At 40.5% G+C, this 16,911-nt stretch carries 15 protein-coding genes; 12 read left to right on the forward strand and 3 right to left on the reverse strand.

The window, feature by feature from the left end; translation table 11 throughout:
- The first annotated feature begins 76 nt into the window (after nt 1-76).
- From CDC33_RS30670 to CDC33_RS30710, 9 genes are all read left to right on the forward strand, one after another.
- Nucleotides 77-1,603 carry a dolichyl-phosphate-mannose--protein mannosyltransferase gene (locus CDC33_RS30670; protein WP_109012139.1) on the forward strand — a complete coding sequence of 509 codons (1,527 nt, stop codon included), beginning with the start codon at nt 77-79 and terminating at the stop codon, nt 1,601-1,603.
- 368 nt (nt 1,604-1,971) lie between these two features.
- A complete protein-coding gene (locus tag CDC33_RS30675) occupies nt 1,972-4,278 on the forward strand; it encodes a sensor histidine kinase (RefSeq protein ID WP_109012140.1) in 2,307 nt (768 codons plus the stop codon).
- Nucleotides 4,223-4,669 (forward strand): response regulator, encoded by a 447-nt coding sequence (locus tag CDC33_RS30680; RefSeq protein WP_109012141.1) that lies wholly within the window; start codon nt 4,223-4,225, stop codon nt 4,667-4,669. The genes CDC33_RS30675 and CDC33_RS30680 overlap by 56 nt, the downstream gene beginning before the upstream one ends.
- Nucleotides 4,666-4,812, forward strand: coding sequence for a histidine kinase (locus CDC33_RS39270; RefSeq protein ID WP_181374182.1), 147 nt, complete (start codon nt 4,666-4,668; stop codon nt 4,810-4,812). The genes CDC33_RS30680 and CDC33_RS39270 overlap by 4 nt, the downstream gene beginning before the upstream one ends.
- 59 nt (nt 4,813-4,871) lie before the next feature.
- A complete protein-coding gene (locus CDC33_RS30685) occupies nt 4,872-6,035 on the forward strand; it encodes a hybrid sensor histidine kinase/response regulator (RefSeq protein WP_109012142.1) in 1,164 nt (387 codons plus the stop codon).
- 901 nt (nt 6,036-6,936) lie between these two features.
- Nucleotides 6,937-7,662, forward strand: coding sequence for a helix-turn-helix domain-containing protein (locus CDC33_RS30695; RefSeq protein ID WP_109012144.1), 726 nt, complete (start codon nt 6,937-6,939; stop codon nt 7,660-7,662).
- Nucleotides 7,556-10,285, forward strand: coding sequence for a peptidase domain-containing ABC transporter (locus tag CDC33_RS30700; protein ID WP_181374183.1), 2,730 nt, complete (start codon nt 7,556-7,558; stop codon nt 10,283-10,285). The genes CDC33_RS30695 and CDC33_RS30700 overlap by 107 nt, the downstream gene beginning before the upstream one ends.
- Before the next feature lie 220 nt (nt 10,286-10,505).
- A complete protein-coding gene (locus CDC33_RS30705; RefSeq protein WP_181374184.1) occupies nt 10,506-12,029 on the forward strand; it encodes a beta-barrel domain-containing protein in 1,524 nt (507 codons plus the stop codon).
- A 183-nt stretch (nt 12,030-12,212) separates the two neighbouring features.
- Nucleotides 12,213-12,944: a peptidylprolyl isomerase gene (locus CDC33_RS30710; protein WP_109012145.1), complete on the forward strand. Its 732-nt coding sequence runs from the start codon at nt 12,213-12,215 to the stop codon at nt 12,942-12,944.
- Between the two features lie 236 nt (nt 12,945-13,180).
- On the opposite strand, the gene CDC33_RS39275 is transcribed toward CDC33_RS30710, so the two are convergent.
- The gene (locus CDC33_RS39275; protein ID WP_181374185.1) at nt 13,181-13,330 is read right to left on the reverse strand and encodes a hypothetical protein; all 150 of its coding nucleotides are present in this window, start codon (nt 13,328-13,330) and stop codon (nt 13,181-13,183) included.
- Between the two features lie 561 nt (nt 13,331-13,891).
- Between CDC33_RS39275 and CDC33_RS40725 the strand changes: the two genes are divergently transcribed.
- The 3 genes from CDC33_RS40725 (at nt 13,892) to CDC33_RS30725 (ending at nt 15,159) form a co-directional block, all read left to right on the forward strand.
- Nucleotides 13,892-14,395 carry a hypothetical protein gene (locus CDC33_RS40725; RefSeq protein WP_244919383.1) on the forward strand — a complete coding sequence of 168 codons (504 nt, stop codon included), beginning with the start codon at nt 13,892-13,894 and terminating at the stop codon, nt 14,393-14,395.
- 127 nt (nt 14,396-14,522) lie between these two features.
- Complete coding sequence (locus CDC33_RS30720; RefSeq protein WP_109012146.1) at nt 14,523-14,963, forward strand: PIN domain-containing protein; 441 nt, start codon at nt 14,523-14,525, stop codon at nt 14,961-14,963.
- The gene (locus CDC33_RS30725; protein WP_109012147.1) at nt 14,953-15,159 is read left to right on the forward strand and encodes a hypothetical protein; all 207 of its coding nucleotides are present in this window, start codon (nt 14,953-14,955) and stop codon (nt 15,157-15,159) included. Before CDC33_RS30720 ends, CDC33_RS30725 begins: the two co-directional genes overlap by 11 nt.
- 145 nt (nt 15,160-15,304) lie before the next feature.
- On the opposite strand, the gene CDC33_RS30730 is transcribed toward CDC33_RS30725, so the two are convergent.
- Together CDC33_RS30730 and CDC33_RS30735 are read right to left on the reverse strand one after the other, a co-directional pair.
- The gene (locus tag CDC33_RS30730) at nt 15,305-16,318 is read right to left on the reverse strand and encodes a T3SS effector HopA1 family protein (RefSeq protein WP_244919439.1); all 1,014 of its coding nucleotides are present in this window, start codon (nt 16,316-16,318) and stop codon (nt 15,305-15,307) included.
- On the reverse strand, nt 16,314-16,562 hold the full coding sequence (locus CDC33_RS30735; RefSeq protein WP_219930078.1) for a hypothetical protein: 249 nt from the start codon (nt 16,560-16,562) through the stop codon (nt 16,314-16,316). The genes CDC33_RS30730 and CDC33_RS30735 overlap by 5 nt, the downstream gene beginning before the upstream one ends.
- Between the last annotated feature and the right edge of the window lie 349 nt (nt 16,563-16,911).

Here is a 16,911-nt window from a genome sequence, read left to right on the forward strand (position 1 = left end):
TGCCCAATGCCCAATGCCCAATGCCCCATGCCCAATGCCCCATGCCCAATGCCCAATGACAAATAACAAATAACAAATGACAAAAAAGTGGTTCCGAATTGGGATGGTGAGTGTATTTCTTCTTTCACTTGCCTTAAGGTTTTGGGGGCTGGAGCGATTCAACACTCTGGTATTTGATGAAGTTTATTTTGCCAAATTTGGTAATAATTATCTTACGCATACGCCATTTTTTAATGCTCATCCGCCGCTAAGTCAATATATGATCGGCATCGGCATTTGGATTGGCAGTCACATTCCTTTTTGGCACGATACGGTAAATGGATTGACAGGATCATTGCGATCGCCTTGGACTTATCGGTGGTTTAATGCTCTTACTGGCTCATTTATCCCTTTAGTTGTAACTGCGATCGCTTATCAATTGAGTTATCGTCGTAGCTTTGCTCTGCTTGCAGGTTTCTTCACAGCTTGTGATGGCATCTTTCTAGTTGAGTCTCGCTATGCTTTAAGTAATATTTATATCGTCATCTTTGGTTTATTAGGGCACTGGTTTTTATTATTAGCATTAGATAATCAAAATCGACGACGTTTTTGGTTAGTTTTTGCTGGCATTGCTTTTGGTGCTTCAGTCGGTACTAAATGGAACGGTTTATGGTTCCTCTCAGGTGTTTATCTCATTTGGATAGCAGCTTGGATAATCCATTTGATACATTCTTTTCTGAACTCCAAACTCTTTTTTGCATCTTCTTCATTGAAAGAGGCAGGAGGCGGGGAGAGTAGAGGAGCAGGGGAAGCAGGGGAGGCAGGGGTTAGTACTTATTCTCCCTCGTCTCAGACACCACTACAAAACCTAACTCAGCTAAATATTTTTCAGATGCTGTTTTATTTAGGAATTATCCCAGCTTTGATTTACAGCATCATCTGGATTCCTCACCTTCAACTAGATAAAACTTATGGATTTATTGCAGTACATCAGCAAATTTTGAAGTTTCATTTACAGCTAGGTGGCAATAATCCTAACGTGCATCCTTATTGTGCTCCCTGGTACAAATGGCCGTTGATGACTCGACCAATGGCATATTATTATCAAACAGCTGAAAGTATTACCGAACCCTTACCTGTGATGGGCCCGCCTTTGCCTGCCGGTGCTGGACAAGTTATTTATGATGTCCATGCAATGGGCAATCCATTTTTGTGGTGGTTTGGTCTTGCTGCTATGTTGTTTTTAGTAGGGATGCTGGTGTCACAACCCATAAGTCTTTGGGTGAAAGAAAAGCGTTTTTCAGTACCTGAAACTCTTAGCGTTGATACTTGGATTGCCTTGTATTTAGTTATAAATTATGCTGCTAACTTATTACCTTGGGTGGAAGTGACAAGGTGCGTTTTTATATATCACTATATGTGTGCGGTGGTGTTTATATTTTTAGCGATCGCTTGGTTTGTCGATCAGTGTCTTCGCAGTTATTATCAACAACTCCGGGCGCTAGGTGTCACCATTACTTTTATCATTCTGGCTGCTTTTATTTTCTGGATGCCGATTTATCTGGGTTTACCCCTCTCACCTCACGATTATAAGCTGCGAATGTGGTTTAACTCTTGGATTTGATTATAGGGGCATTGGGCATGGGGCATTGGGCATGGGGCATTGGGCATGGGGCATTGGGCATTGGATGAATAATAACTCCTAACTCCTAACTCCTAACTTATTTCTAAACTTAATATAGCTACACATATACAGAATTGTTTAATCACATCGTTTTCATATTTCTTATCGCTATGTAACTTTAACGGCTGTTAGACTTTTAAAGCGCAAGCAGATGAGACTAATGCTGCAAAACGCAACACCAGGGCATGGAAAATTAGATACTAAGTAAAAGTGATGAATGAAAAATTATAAAATTTTTTACATTCATCATTATTCGTTATTATAGATACTCTAGTTTTGATGCTCCCAGACAACAGAGGAGGATCGTCATGGAAATAAACTTACAATTCCCAGGTATTAATTTAATTAGCTTGAAAGAAGCACCGATTCATATTTCTAGCCAAATTCAACCTCATGGTGTCCTGTTAGTCTTAGAGGAGCCTGAGCTAAAAATATTACAAGTTAGCACTAATACATTAAAGATTTTCGGAATTGCTCCCGAAAATATGTTGCACAAAAAACTAGAAGATTTACTAGACCCCTTTCAAATAGAGAGAATTAAAACAGGGTTATCCGGAGAAAATCTTGATTTCATCAATCCCACCAAAGTTTGGGTGCGAAAAAAAGGTGATGAATACGTAGTATTTGATGCAATATTTCACCGCAATACTGAAGGATTTTTAATCCTAGAGTTAGAACCTGCTCTTACTCAAGAAAATATTCCGTTTTTAAGCTTTTATCATCTAGCTAGAGCCTCTATAAATCAACTAGAAAAAACAGCAAATCTCCGTGACTTTTGTCAAGTTATCGTTCAAGAAGTTCGGAAAATAACGGAATTTGACAGGGTAATGTTATATAAATTCGATGATGATGGGCATGGTTCCGTTGTCGCTGAAGAAAAACTAGAAAGCCTAGAACCTTATTTAGGGCTGCATTACCCAGAGTCAGATATTCCCAAACCAGCGAGAAAATTATTTGCTGCCAATTCGATTAGAATCATCCCAGATGCTTATTCTCAACCAGTAAAACTTTTTCCTGTAAATAATCCAATTAGCGATCGCCCTATTAATTTAACCAACTCCATTCTCAGAAGTGCTGCTTCCTGTCATACGGAGTACTTGCATAATATGGGTGTTGGTGCTTCGCTGACTATCTCTTTAATTAAAGATCAAAAACTCTGGGGACTAATTGCTTGTCACCATCAATCCCCGAAATATGTTTCCTACGAATTGCGTAAAGCCTGCGAATTTTTGGGGCGAGTAATATTTGCAGAAATCTCAGCTAGAGAAGAGACAGAAGACTACTATCACCGAATAAATTTGACACACCTTCAATCAATCTTGATTGAATACATGTCTCAAGAAGAAAACTTCATAGATGGTTTGGTTAAAAACCCGCAGCATCTTTTAGATTTGGGTAGCGCTCAAGGTGCAGCCGTGTGTTTTGGGGGAAATTGTACAGTAGTTGGTGAGACACCTAGAGAAGAAGACCTGAATTTTTTAGTTCAATGGCTCAAGAATAATGTTGAGGAAGAAGTATTTTGTACAGATTCTTTACCACAGATTTATCCAGATGCCGAAAGTTTTAAAAATGTCGCCAGTGGTTTGTTAGCGATTCCTATCGCCAAGCGGAATTATGTTTTGTGGTTCCGACCGGAAGTAATTCAAACTGTAAATTGGGGTGGCGATCCTAATAAGGCGTTTGAAGTTAACCAGTCAGAAGGAAATGTCCGTCTGTGTCCACGCAAATCATTTGAACTGTGGAAAGAAACAGTTCGCTTAACATCTTTACCTTGGAAAGATGTAGAAGTTAAAGCAGCATTGGAACTGCGGAAAGCAATTGTTAACATTGTGCTACGTCAAGCCGATGAACTAGCCCAGTTAGCGCAGGATTTAGAACGTTCTAACGCCGAATTGAAAAAGTTTGCCTACGTCGCCTCCCATGACTTGCAAGAACCACTCAATCAAGTTGTGAATTACGTCCAACTGTTAGAGATGCGCTATAGCGAAGAACTTGACGAAGATGCTCAGGAGTTTATTAGCTACGCTGTGCAGGGAGTTAGCCTGATGCAGACGTTGATTGATGACGTACTAGCATACTCGAAAGTAGATATGCAAGCGATCGCATTTCAAATGAACGATGTAGAGACATCCTTAATGCGGGGGTTGGGCAATTTGCGTCAACGCATTAATGAAACTGGGGCTACTATCACCCACGATCCCTTACCAGTAGTCATGGCTGACAGCACCCAACTCATGCAGCTATTCCAAAACCTCATCGGTAACGCCATCAAGTTCCACAGTGACCAGCCGCCACAAATCCATGTGGGAGCAGAAAGAATAGAAGATGCATGGCTATTCTCAGTTCGGGATAATGGAATTGGTATTGATCCAAAATTTAGCGATCGCATTTTCGTAATTTTTCAGCGCTTACACACGCGGGATGAATATACTGGTACAGGTATGGGTTTAGCGATCTGTAAGAAGATTGTCGAATGTCACCGGGGGCGGATCTGGGTAGAGTCAGAACTAGGTGAAGGCGCAACCTTCTACTTTACGATTCCAGTTGGAGGACGCGAACTTGAGCGTAGAAACGGGAGAAAGACACAAAACCATCTTTTTGGTCGAGGACAATAAAGCTGACATTCGCTTAATCCAAGAAGCGTTGAAAAATAGTTCAGTTCCCTACCAAGTGGTAACGGTCAGGGATGGTATAGATGCTATGGCTTATTTACGCCAAGAAGGTGAATATGCTGATGCAGCACGCCCTGACCTCATTCTGCTGGATTTGAACTTGCCTAAAAAAGATGGTCGAGAAGTGCTGGCGGAAATAAAAGCCGACCCACTACTAAAGCGTATTCCAGTTGTTGTGCTAACAACCTCAAAAAATGAGGATGACATTTTTCACAGCTACGATTTACATGTGAATTGCTATATCACTAAATCTCGCAACCTCAACCAATTATTTCAAATCGTCAAGAGTATTGAAGATTTTTGGCTCTCTACTGTGACACTACCATCGGAGTGAGGCAGGGGGCAGGAGGAGATGAGGGAGCAGGGGGAGCAGGGGAAGCAGGGGAAGAAGAATTATTGATTAATGCCCAATGCCCAATGCCCAATGCCCAATGCCCAATGCCCAATGCCCAATGCCCAATGCCCAATGCCCAATGACAAATGACAAATGACTAATGACAAGATCGAGGAGCAATAGGGGGTGAAACCCGAAGATTATGGTTGTGAGCTACTCAGTAAAAATCTTGTTAATTGAGGATAATCTAGCTTCTGCTAGGTTGTTACAAGAGTTTTTGACGCAAGCCCAGTCTCAAGAGTTCACTCTGGTTCATGTGACGCGATTGGGGGAAGCACTTCAGGAACTAAGTAAATGTAATTATGATGTGATTTTATTAGATTTAACTTTACCTGACAGTCAAGGATTGTCATCTCTACCTCCTCTGATTGGTCAAGCGCCAAGCATACCAATTGTTGTTCTAACAAATACAAATGATGAAGAACTGGCAATTGAAGCAGTGCGACAGGGGGCCCAAGATTATCTAGTCAAGCGCCAGGTAAATGTAGATGTTTTGGTTCGCTCTTTGCGTTATGCGATCGAGCGTAAGCAGGTTTTAGAATCATTACGCACAGTCAATGAAACATTACAAACCCGGGTTGAAGAACGAACTGCGGAACTGGTGAAAGCCAATGAACTTAACCAGTTCAAATCTGAATTTGTCTCGATGCTCTCCCATGACATCCGCAATCCCCTAAATACTATTCTCTTGGCTGCTGGATTACTACAAAACCAAGATGAAAGATTGACCAAAGAGAAAAAACTGAATCATTTACAAATGATTCGCTCGGCGATCAAAAACATGGCGCAGCTATTGGATGAAGTTACATTCATCGGCAAAGCTGATTCCGGTAGACTGGGGCATGACCTCATCTGCTTAGATTTAGAAGCTTTTTGCCGCCAAATGATTGAAGAAGTTCGATTGCTCGCAAATGAGAAGCATCTGACTTTGGTATTCGCCAGTTTTGGGCAGTTAGACGAAGCACTATGGGATGAAAGCTTACTGCGGCACATTTTGGGCAATTTACTTAGCAATGCGATTAAGTATTCACTACCGGGCGGCATAGTGCGTTTTGAACTAATTGGTCAGGAAAAAGCGGTAATTTTCCGAGTTCAAGATTGGGGAATTGGCATTCCTCAAGAAAACCAAAAGCGACTGTTTCAACCTTTCCAACGTGCGGACAATGTTGGAACCATTCCTGGCACTGGCTTAGGACTAGCGATCGCCAAAAAATGTGTCGATGCACAGGGAGGCGAGATTGTAGTCAATAGTCAAGTTGGAGTAGGTACAACCTTTACCGTCACTCTTCCTTTACTAGAAGTTTAAAGCAATTTTCATATCTGGGGAATGCAGTTCATTCTTGGGGCGCAATATATTGTGCCCTTACGCAGCAATAATTCAAGTAGCCTAAGCTTGCGTTTGCAGAGGATAAGGATTTTGTTGAAATGAGCGTCTAACGCATCACTAGATAGCACGATGCGTTGGGTTAAAGCCGTAATGCACTCTATTTTATCTGTGAAAATTTAAACGTTTGCAACAAATGCTTTTCCATATATAAGAAAGGCTTAAGTATTTCTTGCAAATGTATAATCAGTTGCTGCAATTGCTTAATACTTTGCAACAAATGCTTTTCCATATATAAGAAAGGCTTAAGTATTTCTTGCAAATGTATAATCAGTTGCTGCAATTGCTCAATACTTTGCAACAATTACTCTTCCATATATAAGAAAGGCTTAAATCATTGCAACAATTGTTGTAATGAACTTATGAGTTCCTTAAAGCAATTTTTACCCGTGGTAACGGCGATTCCGTTATCACTTTTAGGACTTACGCACACTCTACGAATTCTCGGCGCTCTTGGCGTCTTGGCGGTTCGAGAAATTAAGCTTTTTAGCAATTTTTGCGTAAGTCCTAACTTTTTTTCTCTGCTCACCAGAAATTTATCTTTACAAAAATTTTACTAAAATTGAGCGACTATTTTCGGAATTTATAAATTGGATTTGTAGCCGAATCTATATCTACAAAAGCAATATTCAACAAAAATTGTCAGAAATATCACTTAGCTAAATTATTTTTTGCATAAAACTAAAACTAAGGGGTGATAAGTACTACAGTTGCGAGAAAAATTATTTTTTGCAATGTTTTTACTTAATTTAGAGATAATTGTCAAATTATGAATCTTTCATAAGATATTCGTGTGTCCATAAATCTAGTTAATAATACGTATATGTTTGACTGGAATACGAAAATTGAAACAAAATATATACAAGTAGCTAATGGTAAGTACTTAACATCATTTCAGCGTAAATTACTGCTAGTAAGTTTAGAAAAAAGTTTACCTGAATCTTACCGACAACGTATTGAAATCATGTTGTTGGCAGATGAGGGAAAATCTCAAACAGAAATTTGTCAAATTTTGGGGTGTTGCCCAGCAACAGCAAGGCATTGGATGCACATAGCCCGGACAGGGATGGCGCACCAATGGCAAGATTGCCCCATTGGTCGCCCGAAAGCAGTAAATGAGGAGTATTTAGAACGTTTAAAAGAACTGATTAAAAGTAGTCCCCGCGAGCATGGCTATGCTTTTCGGCGGTGGACAACAAACTGGCTAGGGAAACATTTAGCGAAAGAATTTGGGATTGAGGTGAGCGATCGCCATATCAAGCGACTGCTCAAACAGATGGGATTATCGACACTACCAAAACCCAGCAATTCTGAAGCAAACAACAATGAGCAGGCTAAGAGTTCCAAAATCTTCATTAGTGACCTGAAATCGGCAGCTATTCCAGATGATTCCGAATTTTTGTCTATGAACTTCGCAAAATTAGCAAACGATTCAGACATTTATGGCGCAAGATATATCCGCTCAACTGGTTTCTCTAGAACAGTTCAACAATACTCTGGGTTATTCTCTTTCGACAGAGGAATTTCAACAATGTCTTCAACAAGTTAAATTTATCAACCCGAAAGTCGGCAAGTTCTGGCAAGGAACTGATGCTCAACCAGGAATCTATATTGCGATCGCTGGTAAGGTCAGGTTGTTAGATAGCGCCGATGAGTTAATCGCCACTGTAGAGGCAGGTGACTCATTTGGAGAATTTACCTTGTTGAAGGAGGTTGACTTTAGACCTTACACTGCAAGGGCTTCAGTCAACTTACAATTATGCTTTGTTCCGGGTGAAGTGCTATGGCCATTGATGGCTAAATATCCCCAAATTCGGGAGCATTTGTGGGCTAAGGCGCGATCGCGTAATCCCCAACAGGGGGACTCAGATAATACCCCAGTACTCCCATCTGACTTAAAACGGCTGCATGAAACGAAGATTTTGTCAACGCCAGCAGTAAAGCCACGCGAGAAAAAGATTAGCAAAGCCTATTTTCCCAACTCCACGCAGCGAGTAGGGCATTTATTACAGCGTGTGATTCGGCGCTATCCGTTTTTTGCTCAACAGAGTGGATCGGATTGCGGTGCAGCTTGTTTAGTGATGGTGTCTCGCTATTGGGGGAAAAATTTTAGTGTCAATCGCCTGCGGGATATCGCCAATGTTGACCGTAATGGTTCATCACTGCGGGGGTTATCGGCGGCGGCTGAAAGTATTGGGTTTACGACGCGACCTGTGAAAGCGAGTCTTAACCAATTGGCGAAGCAAAAATTGCCTGCGATCGCCCACTGGGAAGGCAAACATTACATTGTTGTCTACGAAATTACACCCAAACACGTCATTGTAGCCGACCCCGCGATCGGGCAATGCAGCCTCAGCCACGCCGAATTTAAAGCCAAGTGGACTGGTTACACACTGCTGCTGCAACCGACAGCCATGCTCAAGGATACCAAAGAGACTTCTACTCCTTTTTGGCAATTCTTTGAGTTGATGAAACCTCACTCTTTAGTGATGCTGGAAGTGTTTGTCGCTTCCTTATTTATCCAGATTTTTGGACTTGTTACCCCCTTATTTACCCAGTTAATTTTAGACCGCGTAGTGGTGCAGCGTTCGGAACTAACCTTAACGGCGGTGGGTTTAGGGTTACTGATTTTTAGTTTATTCCGTGTGGCAATGACGGGGTTGCGGCAATATCTGTTAGACCACACGGCGAATAAGCTCGATTTAGCACTGATTGTCGGATTTATTCGCCATACCCTGCGGCTACCCTTGAGTTACTTTGAGTCGCGTTATGTAGGGGATATTATCTCTCGTGTACAGGAAAACCGTAAAATTCAACGCTTCCTCTCCGGTGAGGCGTTGTCTATCCTGCTGGATCTAGTCACTGTCTTTATCTATTTAGGATTGATGTTTTGGTACAGTTGGAAAATGGCGTTGCTGGTGTTGGTGGTTGTACCGCCTTTTTTCCTACTGGCATTGATTGCCACACCTTTTTTACAAAAGATTTCTAGGGAAATCTTTAATGCTGTTGCTAAGGAAAGCAGCTATCTGATTGAAGCCCTTTCTGGTGTGCGAACAGTTAAATCCACAGCAGTGGAACAGACAGTGCGTTGGCATTGGGAGGAGTTATTAAGTAAAGAAGTAAAAACTAACTTTTCTGGGCAAATTATTAGCAATCGTCTGCAAATATTCAGCAACACAATTGAAGCAGTAGTAACTACTGTATTGCTGTGGTTCGGGGCATACCAAGTAATTCACAACGAGTTAACTATTGGGCAATTGGTAGCATTTAATATGTTGCTAGGAAATATTATTAGACCCTTCCAACGATTAACAGTTTTGTGGAATCAATTGCAAGAAGTAGTGATTGCGGTGGAACGAATTAATGATGTGTTAGATGCAGAACCAGAAGAGGATTTGCAGCATCAGGCGCGGCAATCTTTACCACCCATTCAAGGTAACATTCGCTTTGACAACGTGACATTTCGCTATCACCCTGAAAGCGATATCAATGTTTTAGAAAATCTCAGTTTTGAAATACACAGTGGGCAAATGGTTGCCCTGGTGGGACGGAGTGGTTCGGGTAAAACCACCATTTCTAAGCTGGTTTTGGGATTATATCCGGCTACAGATGGCAAAGTGTTGATTGATGGTCACGATATTACCAGTCTTTCGTTGCGTTCTCTACGCGAACAAGTTGGGGTAGTTGATCAAGACACCTTTTTGTTTGGCGGAACGATTCGGGAAAATATTAGTTTGGCCCATCCTGGAGCCACTTTGGCAGAGATTATTGAGGCGGCGCGATTGGCGGGTGCTGATGAGTTTATTAAAAAGTTACCTATGGGTTATGAAACCCAGATTGGTGAAGGAGGGGGGATGTTGTCTGGAGGACAGCGACAAAGAATTGCGATCGCAAAAGCATTATTAGGCAATCCTAAGCTATTGGTTTTGGATGAAGCGACTTCCCATCTAGATGCAGAGTCAGAAAGGATTATTCAGACGAATTTAAACACAATTCTCAAAGGCAGAACCACCTTAGTAATAGCCCATCGCCTTTCAACTGTCCGAAATGCAGATTTGATTTTGGTGCTAGATCGCGGCGTATTGATTGAGAGTGGGACTCACCAAGAGTTAATGGCCAAGCGGGGACATTATTTTTATCTCAATCATCAGCAGTTGGATGTTGCGGGGTGAAAAAAGAAGACAAGCAGGAATCTTTTTTGTCTCCCCATTCCTAATACGGTTCGGATAAGACTTGATCCCCCTGCCTGCGGCGACCCCCTTAAAAACGGGGTAATAAGAATACAAAGCCCCCCTTTTTAAGGGGGGTTGGGGGGATCTCCGAAAGCCAAACATATTAACTGAACCGTATTGTCCTCACTCCCAAAATCCAAAATTGATATCAGGAAAAATCATGCCAAACACATTAAATGGAAAAGTTCAAACCCAAATCTATGAGGTAGAACAGGGCAAGGAAATTTTCAGAGAGCAAACACCAGCCATATCAACTGATGATTGGGCTTACGCAACCAAGGATTTACTTGATAGCTTGCCCCAAGTTTGGACAAGGGGATTGCTGTATTTTTTGGTAATCTTTGTGTCGATAATTTTACCTTGGGCGATGCTATCTAAGGTGGATGAAACTGGTACAGCAAGAGGGCGACTTGAGCCAAAAGGAAAAACGGTTAGGTTGGATGCTGCTGTGGCAGGTACTGTTGCCGAAATTCGGGTAAAAGAGGGTGATTCTGTTAAACTTGGGCAGACTTTATTAGTGTTGGAATCGGAATTAGTTAAGGCAGAATTGCGGCAGGCACAGGAGAAGTTAGAAGGACAATTAAATCGACTTTCTCAGTTAAATTCATCTAAAAGTCAGTTAGTTGTATCTTTGACAACACAACAGCAACAAAATCAATCTCAACAGTTAGAAAAGCAGGCTCAAATTGACCAAGCGCGACAGAATATGAATGCTCTGAGGAATTCCTATGATTTACAAAAAGACGAAAAATTAGCTCAAGTTAATCAGGCGCGGCAAACTCTTGAGCATAATCAAACGGCTAATAAGTTAGTAGATAGTAGTTTAGCGAGTACCCAGCGAGAAGTTGAACGCTATCGCAGTCTTTGGCAGTCAGGGATTGTTCCAGAAATTAATGTTGTGGAGAAGCAAGATATAGCTAAAGACAAGCAACAGTTATACGAACAAAATAAGTCAGATATTCAGCAAGCTAAACTACGTTTGGTAGAACAACAGAGTAGTTATGAGCGGACTATTCGGCAAGCAAATGCAGATATTGAGCAGGCGCAGTTGCGACTGAAAGAACAGGAAAGGAGTTATCAGACATTGACTCGTTCCAGCAAGCTGGCTTTGCTAAAAATAGATGAACAACAGAAGAATTTGGAGACAGAACTTACTACACTTCAGGCAGAAATCGCTCAAAGTAAGAGTCAGATTGTTTCGTTAAAATTTCAGTTAGGACAACGAGAGTTAAGAGCCACCGTCAATGGTAGAGTATTTCAGTTACCAATACAACGGGCTGGGTCTGTAGTGCAGCCTGGAGCAATGATTGCGGAAATTGCACCCCAAGGTTCGCCTTTAATAATTCGGGCGCAAATGGCGACAAATGAGAGTGGTTCTTTGCGAAGAGGATTGCCAGTAAAATTAAAGTTTGATGCTTATCCGTTTCAAGATTATGGTGTACTAGAAGGAGAATTATTAGAGATTTCTCCTACTACCATAGAGGTGGAAACACCTAATGGAAAAGTAGCAGCTTATGACTTGAAAATTGCCCTCAAACAAAATTGTATCCCCTCAGCTAATAAATGTATTGCCTTGCGTCCTGGAGATACGGCGACAGCTGAGGTAATTGTGCGCCAGCGTCGGATTATTGATTTTCTGCTAGATCCGTTTAAGCAGTTACAGCAGGGTGGGGTGAAATTATAGGTATTTCGCAGTACTTATGCATTTCTAAACCTAACCCCCTGCTGATTTACCTACAAGATAAGAGGGAGAAAAAGCCCCTCTGAATCTAACAAATTTTTTCTTCTTTCCTTTCCTTGTAGGAGAGGGTTAGGAAGGGGCGGTGATTTCACCTTTAATGTCGTCTATCTACTTAGGAGAAACATTATGTCACAAACTATTACTATTACCAACGAAGACATTCTTGAGCAAGTCAAGCTATCCAGCAAAATTCCTGAAATAATTGAAGAGATTATTACCCGTAAGATTATTGCAGCTGCCGTAGCTGAGGCTAGCATCAAAGTAGAGACTGAGGAACTTCAGAAAATAGCAGACCAATTGCGGGTAGTTAACAAACTCAATACTGCTAATGATACCTGGGCATGGCTAGGAAAACATGGTCTGTCTCTAGAAGAGTTTGAAGAAATTGTCTACAACACCGTCATTTCTAGAAAGTTAGCTGCTCATTTATTTGCCGATAAAGTTGAACCATACTTTTTTGAAAACCAATTGGATTATACCAGCGTAGTGATGTTTGAGGTTATCTTAGATGATGAAGACTTGGCGCTGGAACTTTTCTATGCTATTCGGGAAGATGAGATGAGTTTCTATGATGTTGCTCACAAATATATCCAGGATACAGAGTTACGCCGAAAAGGGGGATATCGGGGGATAGTGCGTCGTCAAGATATGACGCCGGAGATTTCTGCTGCCGTTTTTGCAGCAAAGCCGCCGCAGCTTCTCAAACCCATTATTACTTCTAAAGGAGCGCACCTGATTTTAGTGGAGGAAATTATTCAAGCAGAATTGGATAAAAAGCTGCGCTCTAAGATTATCTTAGATTTTTTTTCTGCATGGCTGAAGCAAAAAAATAATCAAGTTGAAGTTATCAGAAACTAGGATTAAGGCATCAAAACAACCTAGATTTTGAGCCATAAATTAAATTCTGGAGTTTAGATTAACCGCAGTTAGTCTAAACTCCAGTAAATTGTTATCCTGTCATACTTGAATCACGACAATACATTTAAAAATTGAGCAGAAATCTGAATAATTATCTTCAGAACTATCTATATATCCGCTCGATTTTAAGGGTCAATAAGCTAGTAGTTGCTCAGATATTATAGCTTTCTTAAACCTCACCAACCAAAAAAGTCGCTTACAGCATCAACAACATCATGGAGGAAATCTCTGATTGGACCACCACCATGAATTTCATTCAGTTCGTTAGCATCTACTTCGGATATAAAGCTCCGAGCATTTATGTCTTGAATCGTGATTGTAGCCATTTTAAAATGTACTCCTAAATAAACTTTTTTCAGTTGGAAGGAATTAGACTTTTAGTTTTTCTATTCCATTAATATAATAATCTGTCATTTAGTCTATTATTTCAATGTTTATATCACTAAAAATTGTGCCATAAATAATGCACTTATAGCTTTGTTTATTACAAAATTTACTGCGTTATTTTTCCAAAAACAAAAACTTCCTACTTATTTGGATAAAGCACCCTATATTTGATGACATATATAAACTATTTATGACCTTTTTCCTTCTTTATTGCTTACTTAATTTCTACAAATTAGAAAAATCAATAAAAAATTAGCACAAGAATTCTCTTAGACTGAACAATAAAAATTTAGGGCTATTTCATTCTGGCGGTAGGAACAGACCTCATGCTATCCGCTACAGTCTGTCTCACTCAGGTGAAATGTGCTGCAAACTGCGCGATCGCTTTCCACAGCCTCTACAAAGTTGGTATTCAAACTCTAGACTTCAATTGTGTCAATTTCATGAGTTTGATATACTCATGTTGTACTTACCAAGCTGATTCCTCGTTATGAGGTAACATGACCACACCGATATCATCTAATCCAGAAACGGTAGAAAACAAGCGACAGAACTTCAACATTACTCCAGAACAAGAAGCAAAGCTCAACTGGCTACGTGATGCGATCGCTGCTCCTAATACCAAAGAAACAATCTTGCGTTCCATCGACCTTATGGTTACTCTCAAGCGCCACATGCGTCCCGGTACTCAACTTTTTCTGCACACAAGAGAAGGGCAAGTCCGCCTACTTATCCCAGAACTTGAATCTCCCCCAACAGGCGACTGGCAATATCTGGTGGAACGCCCTCATCCTTGGCGGCGGCAACTTTACATCAAAGGGCGAAAACTACTTGCCTCGACTGTTTGGCAGGATATGATTGTTAACCAGATGTCAATAGAAGAGGCAGCAGATAATTGGAACCTTCCTCTTGCTGCGATCGAGGAAGCTATTCACTATTGCGAAAGTCACCAAGAATTTCTGAAACTGGAAGCAGAAGAGGAGCGTTACCGCCTCGAACAATAAGGAGTCTCCCTTGAGCCTAAAACTACTCATTGATGAAGACTCCCAGGCAAAACGTTTAGTTAATTTGTTACGGAGTGCTGATCGTGATGTTAGTTAAAGAAGCCGAGAAAGTATTAGACGCGGTGACATGACCAAAGTTTATTTAGACACAAGTATTTATAACCGCCCCTTTGATGACCAAACACAGCCAAAAGTATTTCTAGAAACACAAGCTGTCATCTTAATTTTACAAATGGTCGAAGCCAAATTAATAGAATTGGTTAGTTCTTCAGTTCTAGAATATGAAAATAGCCGTAACCCATTTCCTGTAAACCAACAGTCAATGGAGCGATACTTACAAATAGCTACATTGAGAGTATTACTAGATGAAAATATTAGAGGGAGAGCAAAAAAACTAGAACAACAAGGGATTAAAGCCATTGATGCTCTCCACGTTGCTTGTGCCGAAGCTTCTCAAAGTGATTATTTTATCACTTGCGATAAAAGATTAATCAATCGCTGTCAAGGTTTAACACTCAAAGCAATTAACCCCACTGATTTTATTTTGGAGATAGAAGATGACAATTAAAGTTATTAACGAACACCAAAACTTACAAGAAGTAATACAAGTTTTACTCACACATTTAGAGCCATCCAAGGTGATGAAATTTTGGGCAGCTTGTAAATTAGGCGAAGGTGATTATTTACAACTAAAAGAAAAGCTATTTGCTCAAGACAATGTTGATAGTTTGTATGAAAAAATTAAAGCCTATCAAGATATGTAATGAAACATAGATGAGTCATTCTGAACTGAACGGAGTGTAGTGTTCGCGTAGCGTCTCGTAGAGAAGAATCTCACAATATGTTTCATTTCGCTTAAATGACACATTTAGGATTTATGCAAGAGAGTCTATTCTTTTCCGAAGATGTTTAATAAATATCTTCGGAATTGGTATTAACATAAGGGCGCTGCAACTCAATCCCCAAACGAGAAAATTGCCCAATGATAGCCTGCATTCTAACCTCTGGCAAGTCATCCCCTTGATACCAAGCTTCCAGAAACCCATTTGCCACAATCTGACAGCGATTCATCCCAAAGCTTTCTTGAACAGCAAATTTCTGGTCTGGTTCTTCTGCCAACCCCAACCCTATTGCTAGTTGTTTGGTAAATAAAGGAATTTCTGACTTAAAATGCAATTGGTGTTCTTGATAAACAGTTTTTAAAACTTGCTTAACAACTTCATAGTCTCTCTTGTCAAAGTAAAGCACCCCTGAATCGTAGCGTTGGTATTCCTTGGGGTTATACAAAACCTTGAAACTGAAAGGAATTACTAACTCATTCAGTGCTTGTGTTAAACTCCTCATCATTGCCACAGCACCTTCAGGAGTTACATTAATATAAATTCGTACAGTTACAGACTGAATTTTCACATCTTCAATACGACTGAAGCCTGCATTCCCAACGGCCATGTAAAAGCCATTTTGCACTCGATTCTTCGGCATCTGGATAGCCACAGAATCACCTACTACAGCCGCTTGTTCAACAGCTTGAAGATGCTTATTCCGTTCAACATGCAGTCTCAAACCGCCTTTAGCTACGGCTAAACTGCCATCACCTTCTTCTCTCAAAACAGACCAACCAGGGTCAAAGTAGCCTTCTCCAAAATTACTTTCATGCAATCGCTTATAAAACCCCACATCTACCCCTAAAACAGTATTATTCTCCAAGTCTAAGGGCAAACCATTTCCTTCCCCATCTAATGCCAACGTACTTTGCATAGAACCGTTGTAATAGATACCGTAAAGAAAACTCCGCAATTGTAGACTCAGATATTTCTGTTGCATCTGGATTGGCATCTTCTGAAAACGTTCAATTGCCTCAGATGGTAATTCCAAAGGTTTGTAATCTGGATGATGGATGGAAAAATCAGATTTTATCTCAATTTTGAAATAGTTCTAAAAACTCTTGAATTCGCCACTCACTTAAAAATTCACCAGCAGCTTTCCCTTCCTGATTGTGTCGTTCTTGTTTAACAATAAGCTTGCGATCGCCTGACCAACTCAGTAATAAATTAAAATTTTTAGCTGCAATTGGTTCTACCTGACTGGGTGGTTGGTCGGAGTGATTACATAAACCATGTGCAACTAAATAATCGAAAACATTATGAGAATTTAATAAAAATGTCATAAGCTGTGAATGGATGAACTATTTATTATTTGTATGCCACCAAGAAATAATGATTTTTTGGTGGCGGCTTGATTACAGCAGCAATAAAAATTTGATGTTACTAGAAGATGTTACCAGGGTAAGCGCATCTCAAACCCTATTGACACGGTGGTTTTGGGGTTCAGCCAAAGCACAAATCAGTTCCAAATTACTACACTGAGCCAAGGGGTGGGATTGACATTTTCGTCTTTATGTGGTCAAAAAACATAAAAAGCTATTTGACCCATGTTTTTTCAATCATTTACGACAATTTGTCCTATTTTGAATGAAAGACTGATATTCAGATAGAGGTTTAAGCTTTTTGTCTGTA

This window comes from Nostoc commune NIES-4072, assembly GCF_003113895.1.
Lineage (GTDB): Bacteria > Cyanobacteriota > Cyanobacteriia > Cyanobacteriales > Nostocaceae > Nostoc > Nostoc commune.

Bases quoted from the DNA above. Each gene is read 5' to 3' on its own strand.
- CDC33_RS30670 (WP_109012139.1), top strand. From the start codon at position 77: ATGACAAAAAAGTGGTTCCGAATTGGGATGGTGAGTGTATTTCTTCTT.
- CDC33_RS30675 (WP_109012140.1), top strand. From the start codon at position 1,972: ATGGAAATAAACTTACAATTCCCAGGTATTAATTTAATTAGCTTGAAA.
- CDC33_RS30685 (WP_109012142.1), top strand. From the start codon at position 4,872: ATGGTTGTGAGCTACTCAGTAAAAATCTTGTTAATTGAGGATAATCTA.
- CDC33_RS30695 (WP_109012144.1), top strand. From the start codon at position 6,937: ATGTTTGACTGGAATACGAAAATTGAAACAAAATATATACAAGTAGCT.
- CDC33_RS30700 (WP_181374183.1), top strand. From the start codon at position 7,556: ATGGCGCAAGATATATCCGCTCAACTGGTTTCTCTAGAACAGTTCAAC.
- CDC33_RS30705 (WP_181374184.1), top strand. From the start codon at position 10,506: ATGCCAAACACATTAAATGGAAAAGTTCAAACCCAAATCTATGAGGTA.
- CDC33_RS30710 (WP_109012145.1), top strand. From the start codon at position 12,213: ATGTCACAAACTATTACTATTACCAACGAAGACATTCTTGAGCAAGTC.
- CDC33_RS39275 (WP_181374185.1), bottom strand. From the start codon at position 13,330: ATGGCTACAATCACGATTCAAGACATAAATGCTCGGAGCTTTATATCC.
- CDC33_RS40725 (WP_244919383.1), top strand. From the start codon at position 13,892: ATGACCACACCGATATCATCTAATCCAGAAACGGTAGAAAACAAGCGA.
- CDC33_RS30720 (WP_109012146.1), top strand. From the start codon at position 14,523: ATGACCAAAGTTTATTTAGACACAAGTATTTATAACCGCCCCTTTGAT.
- CDC33_RS30725 (WP_109012147.1), top strand. From the start codon at position 14,953: ATGACAATTAAAGTTATTAACGAACACCAAAACTTACAAGAAGTAATA.
- CDC33_RS30735 (WP_219930078.1), bottom strand. From the start codon at position 16,562: ATGACATTTTTATTAAATTCTCATAATGTTTTCGATTATTTAGTTGCA.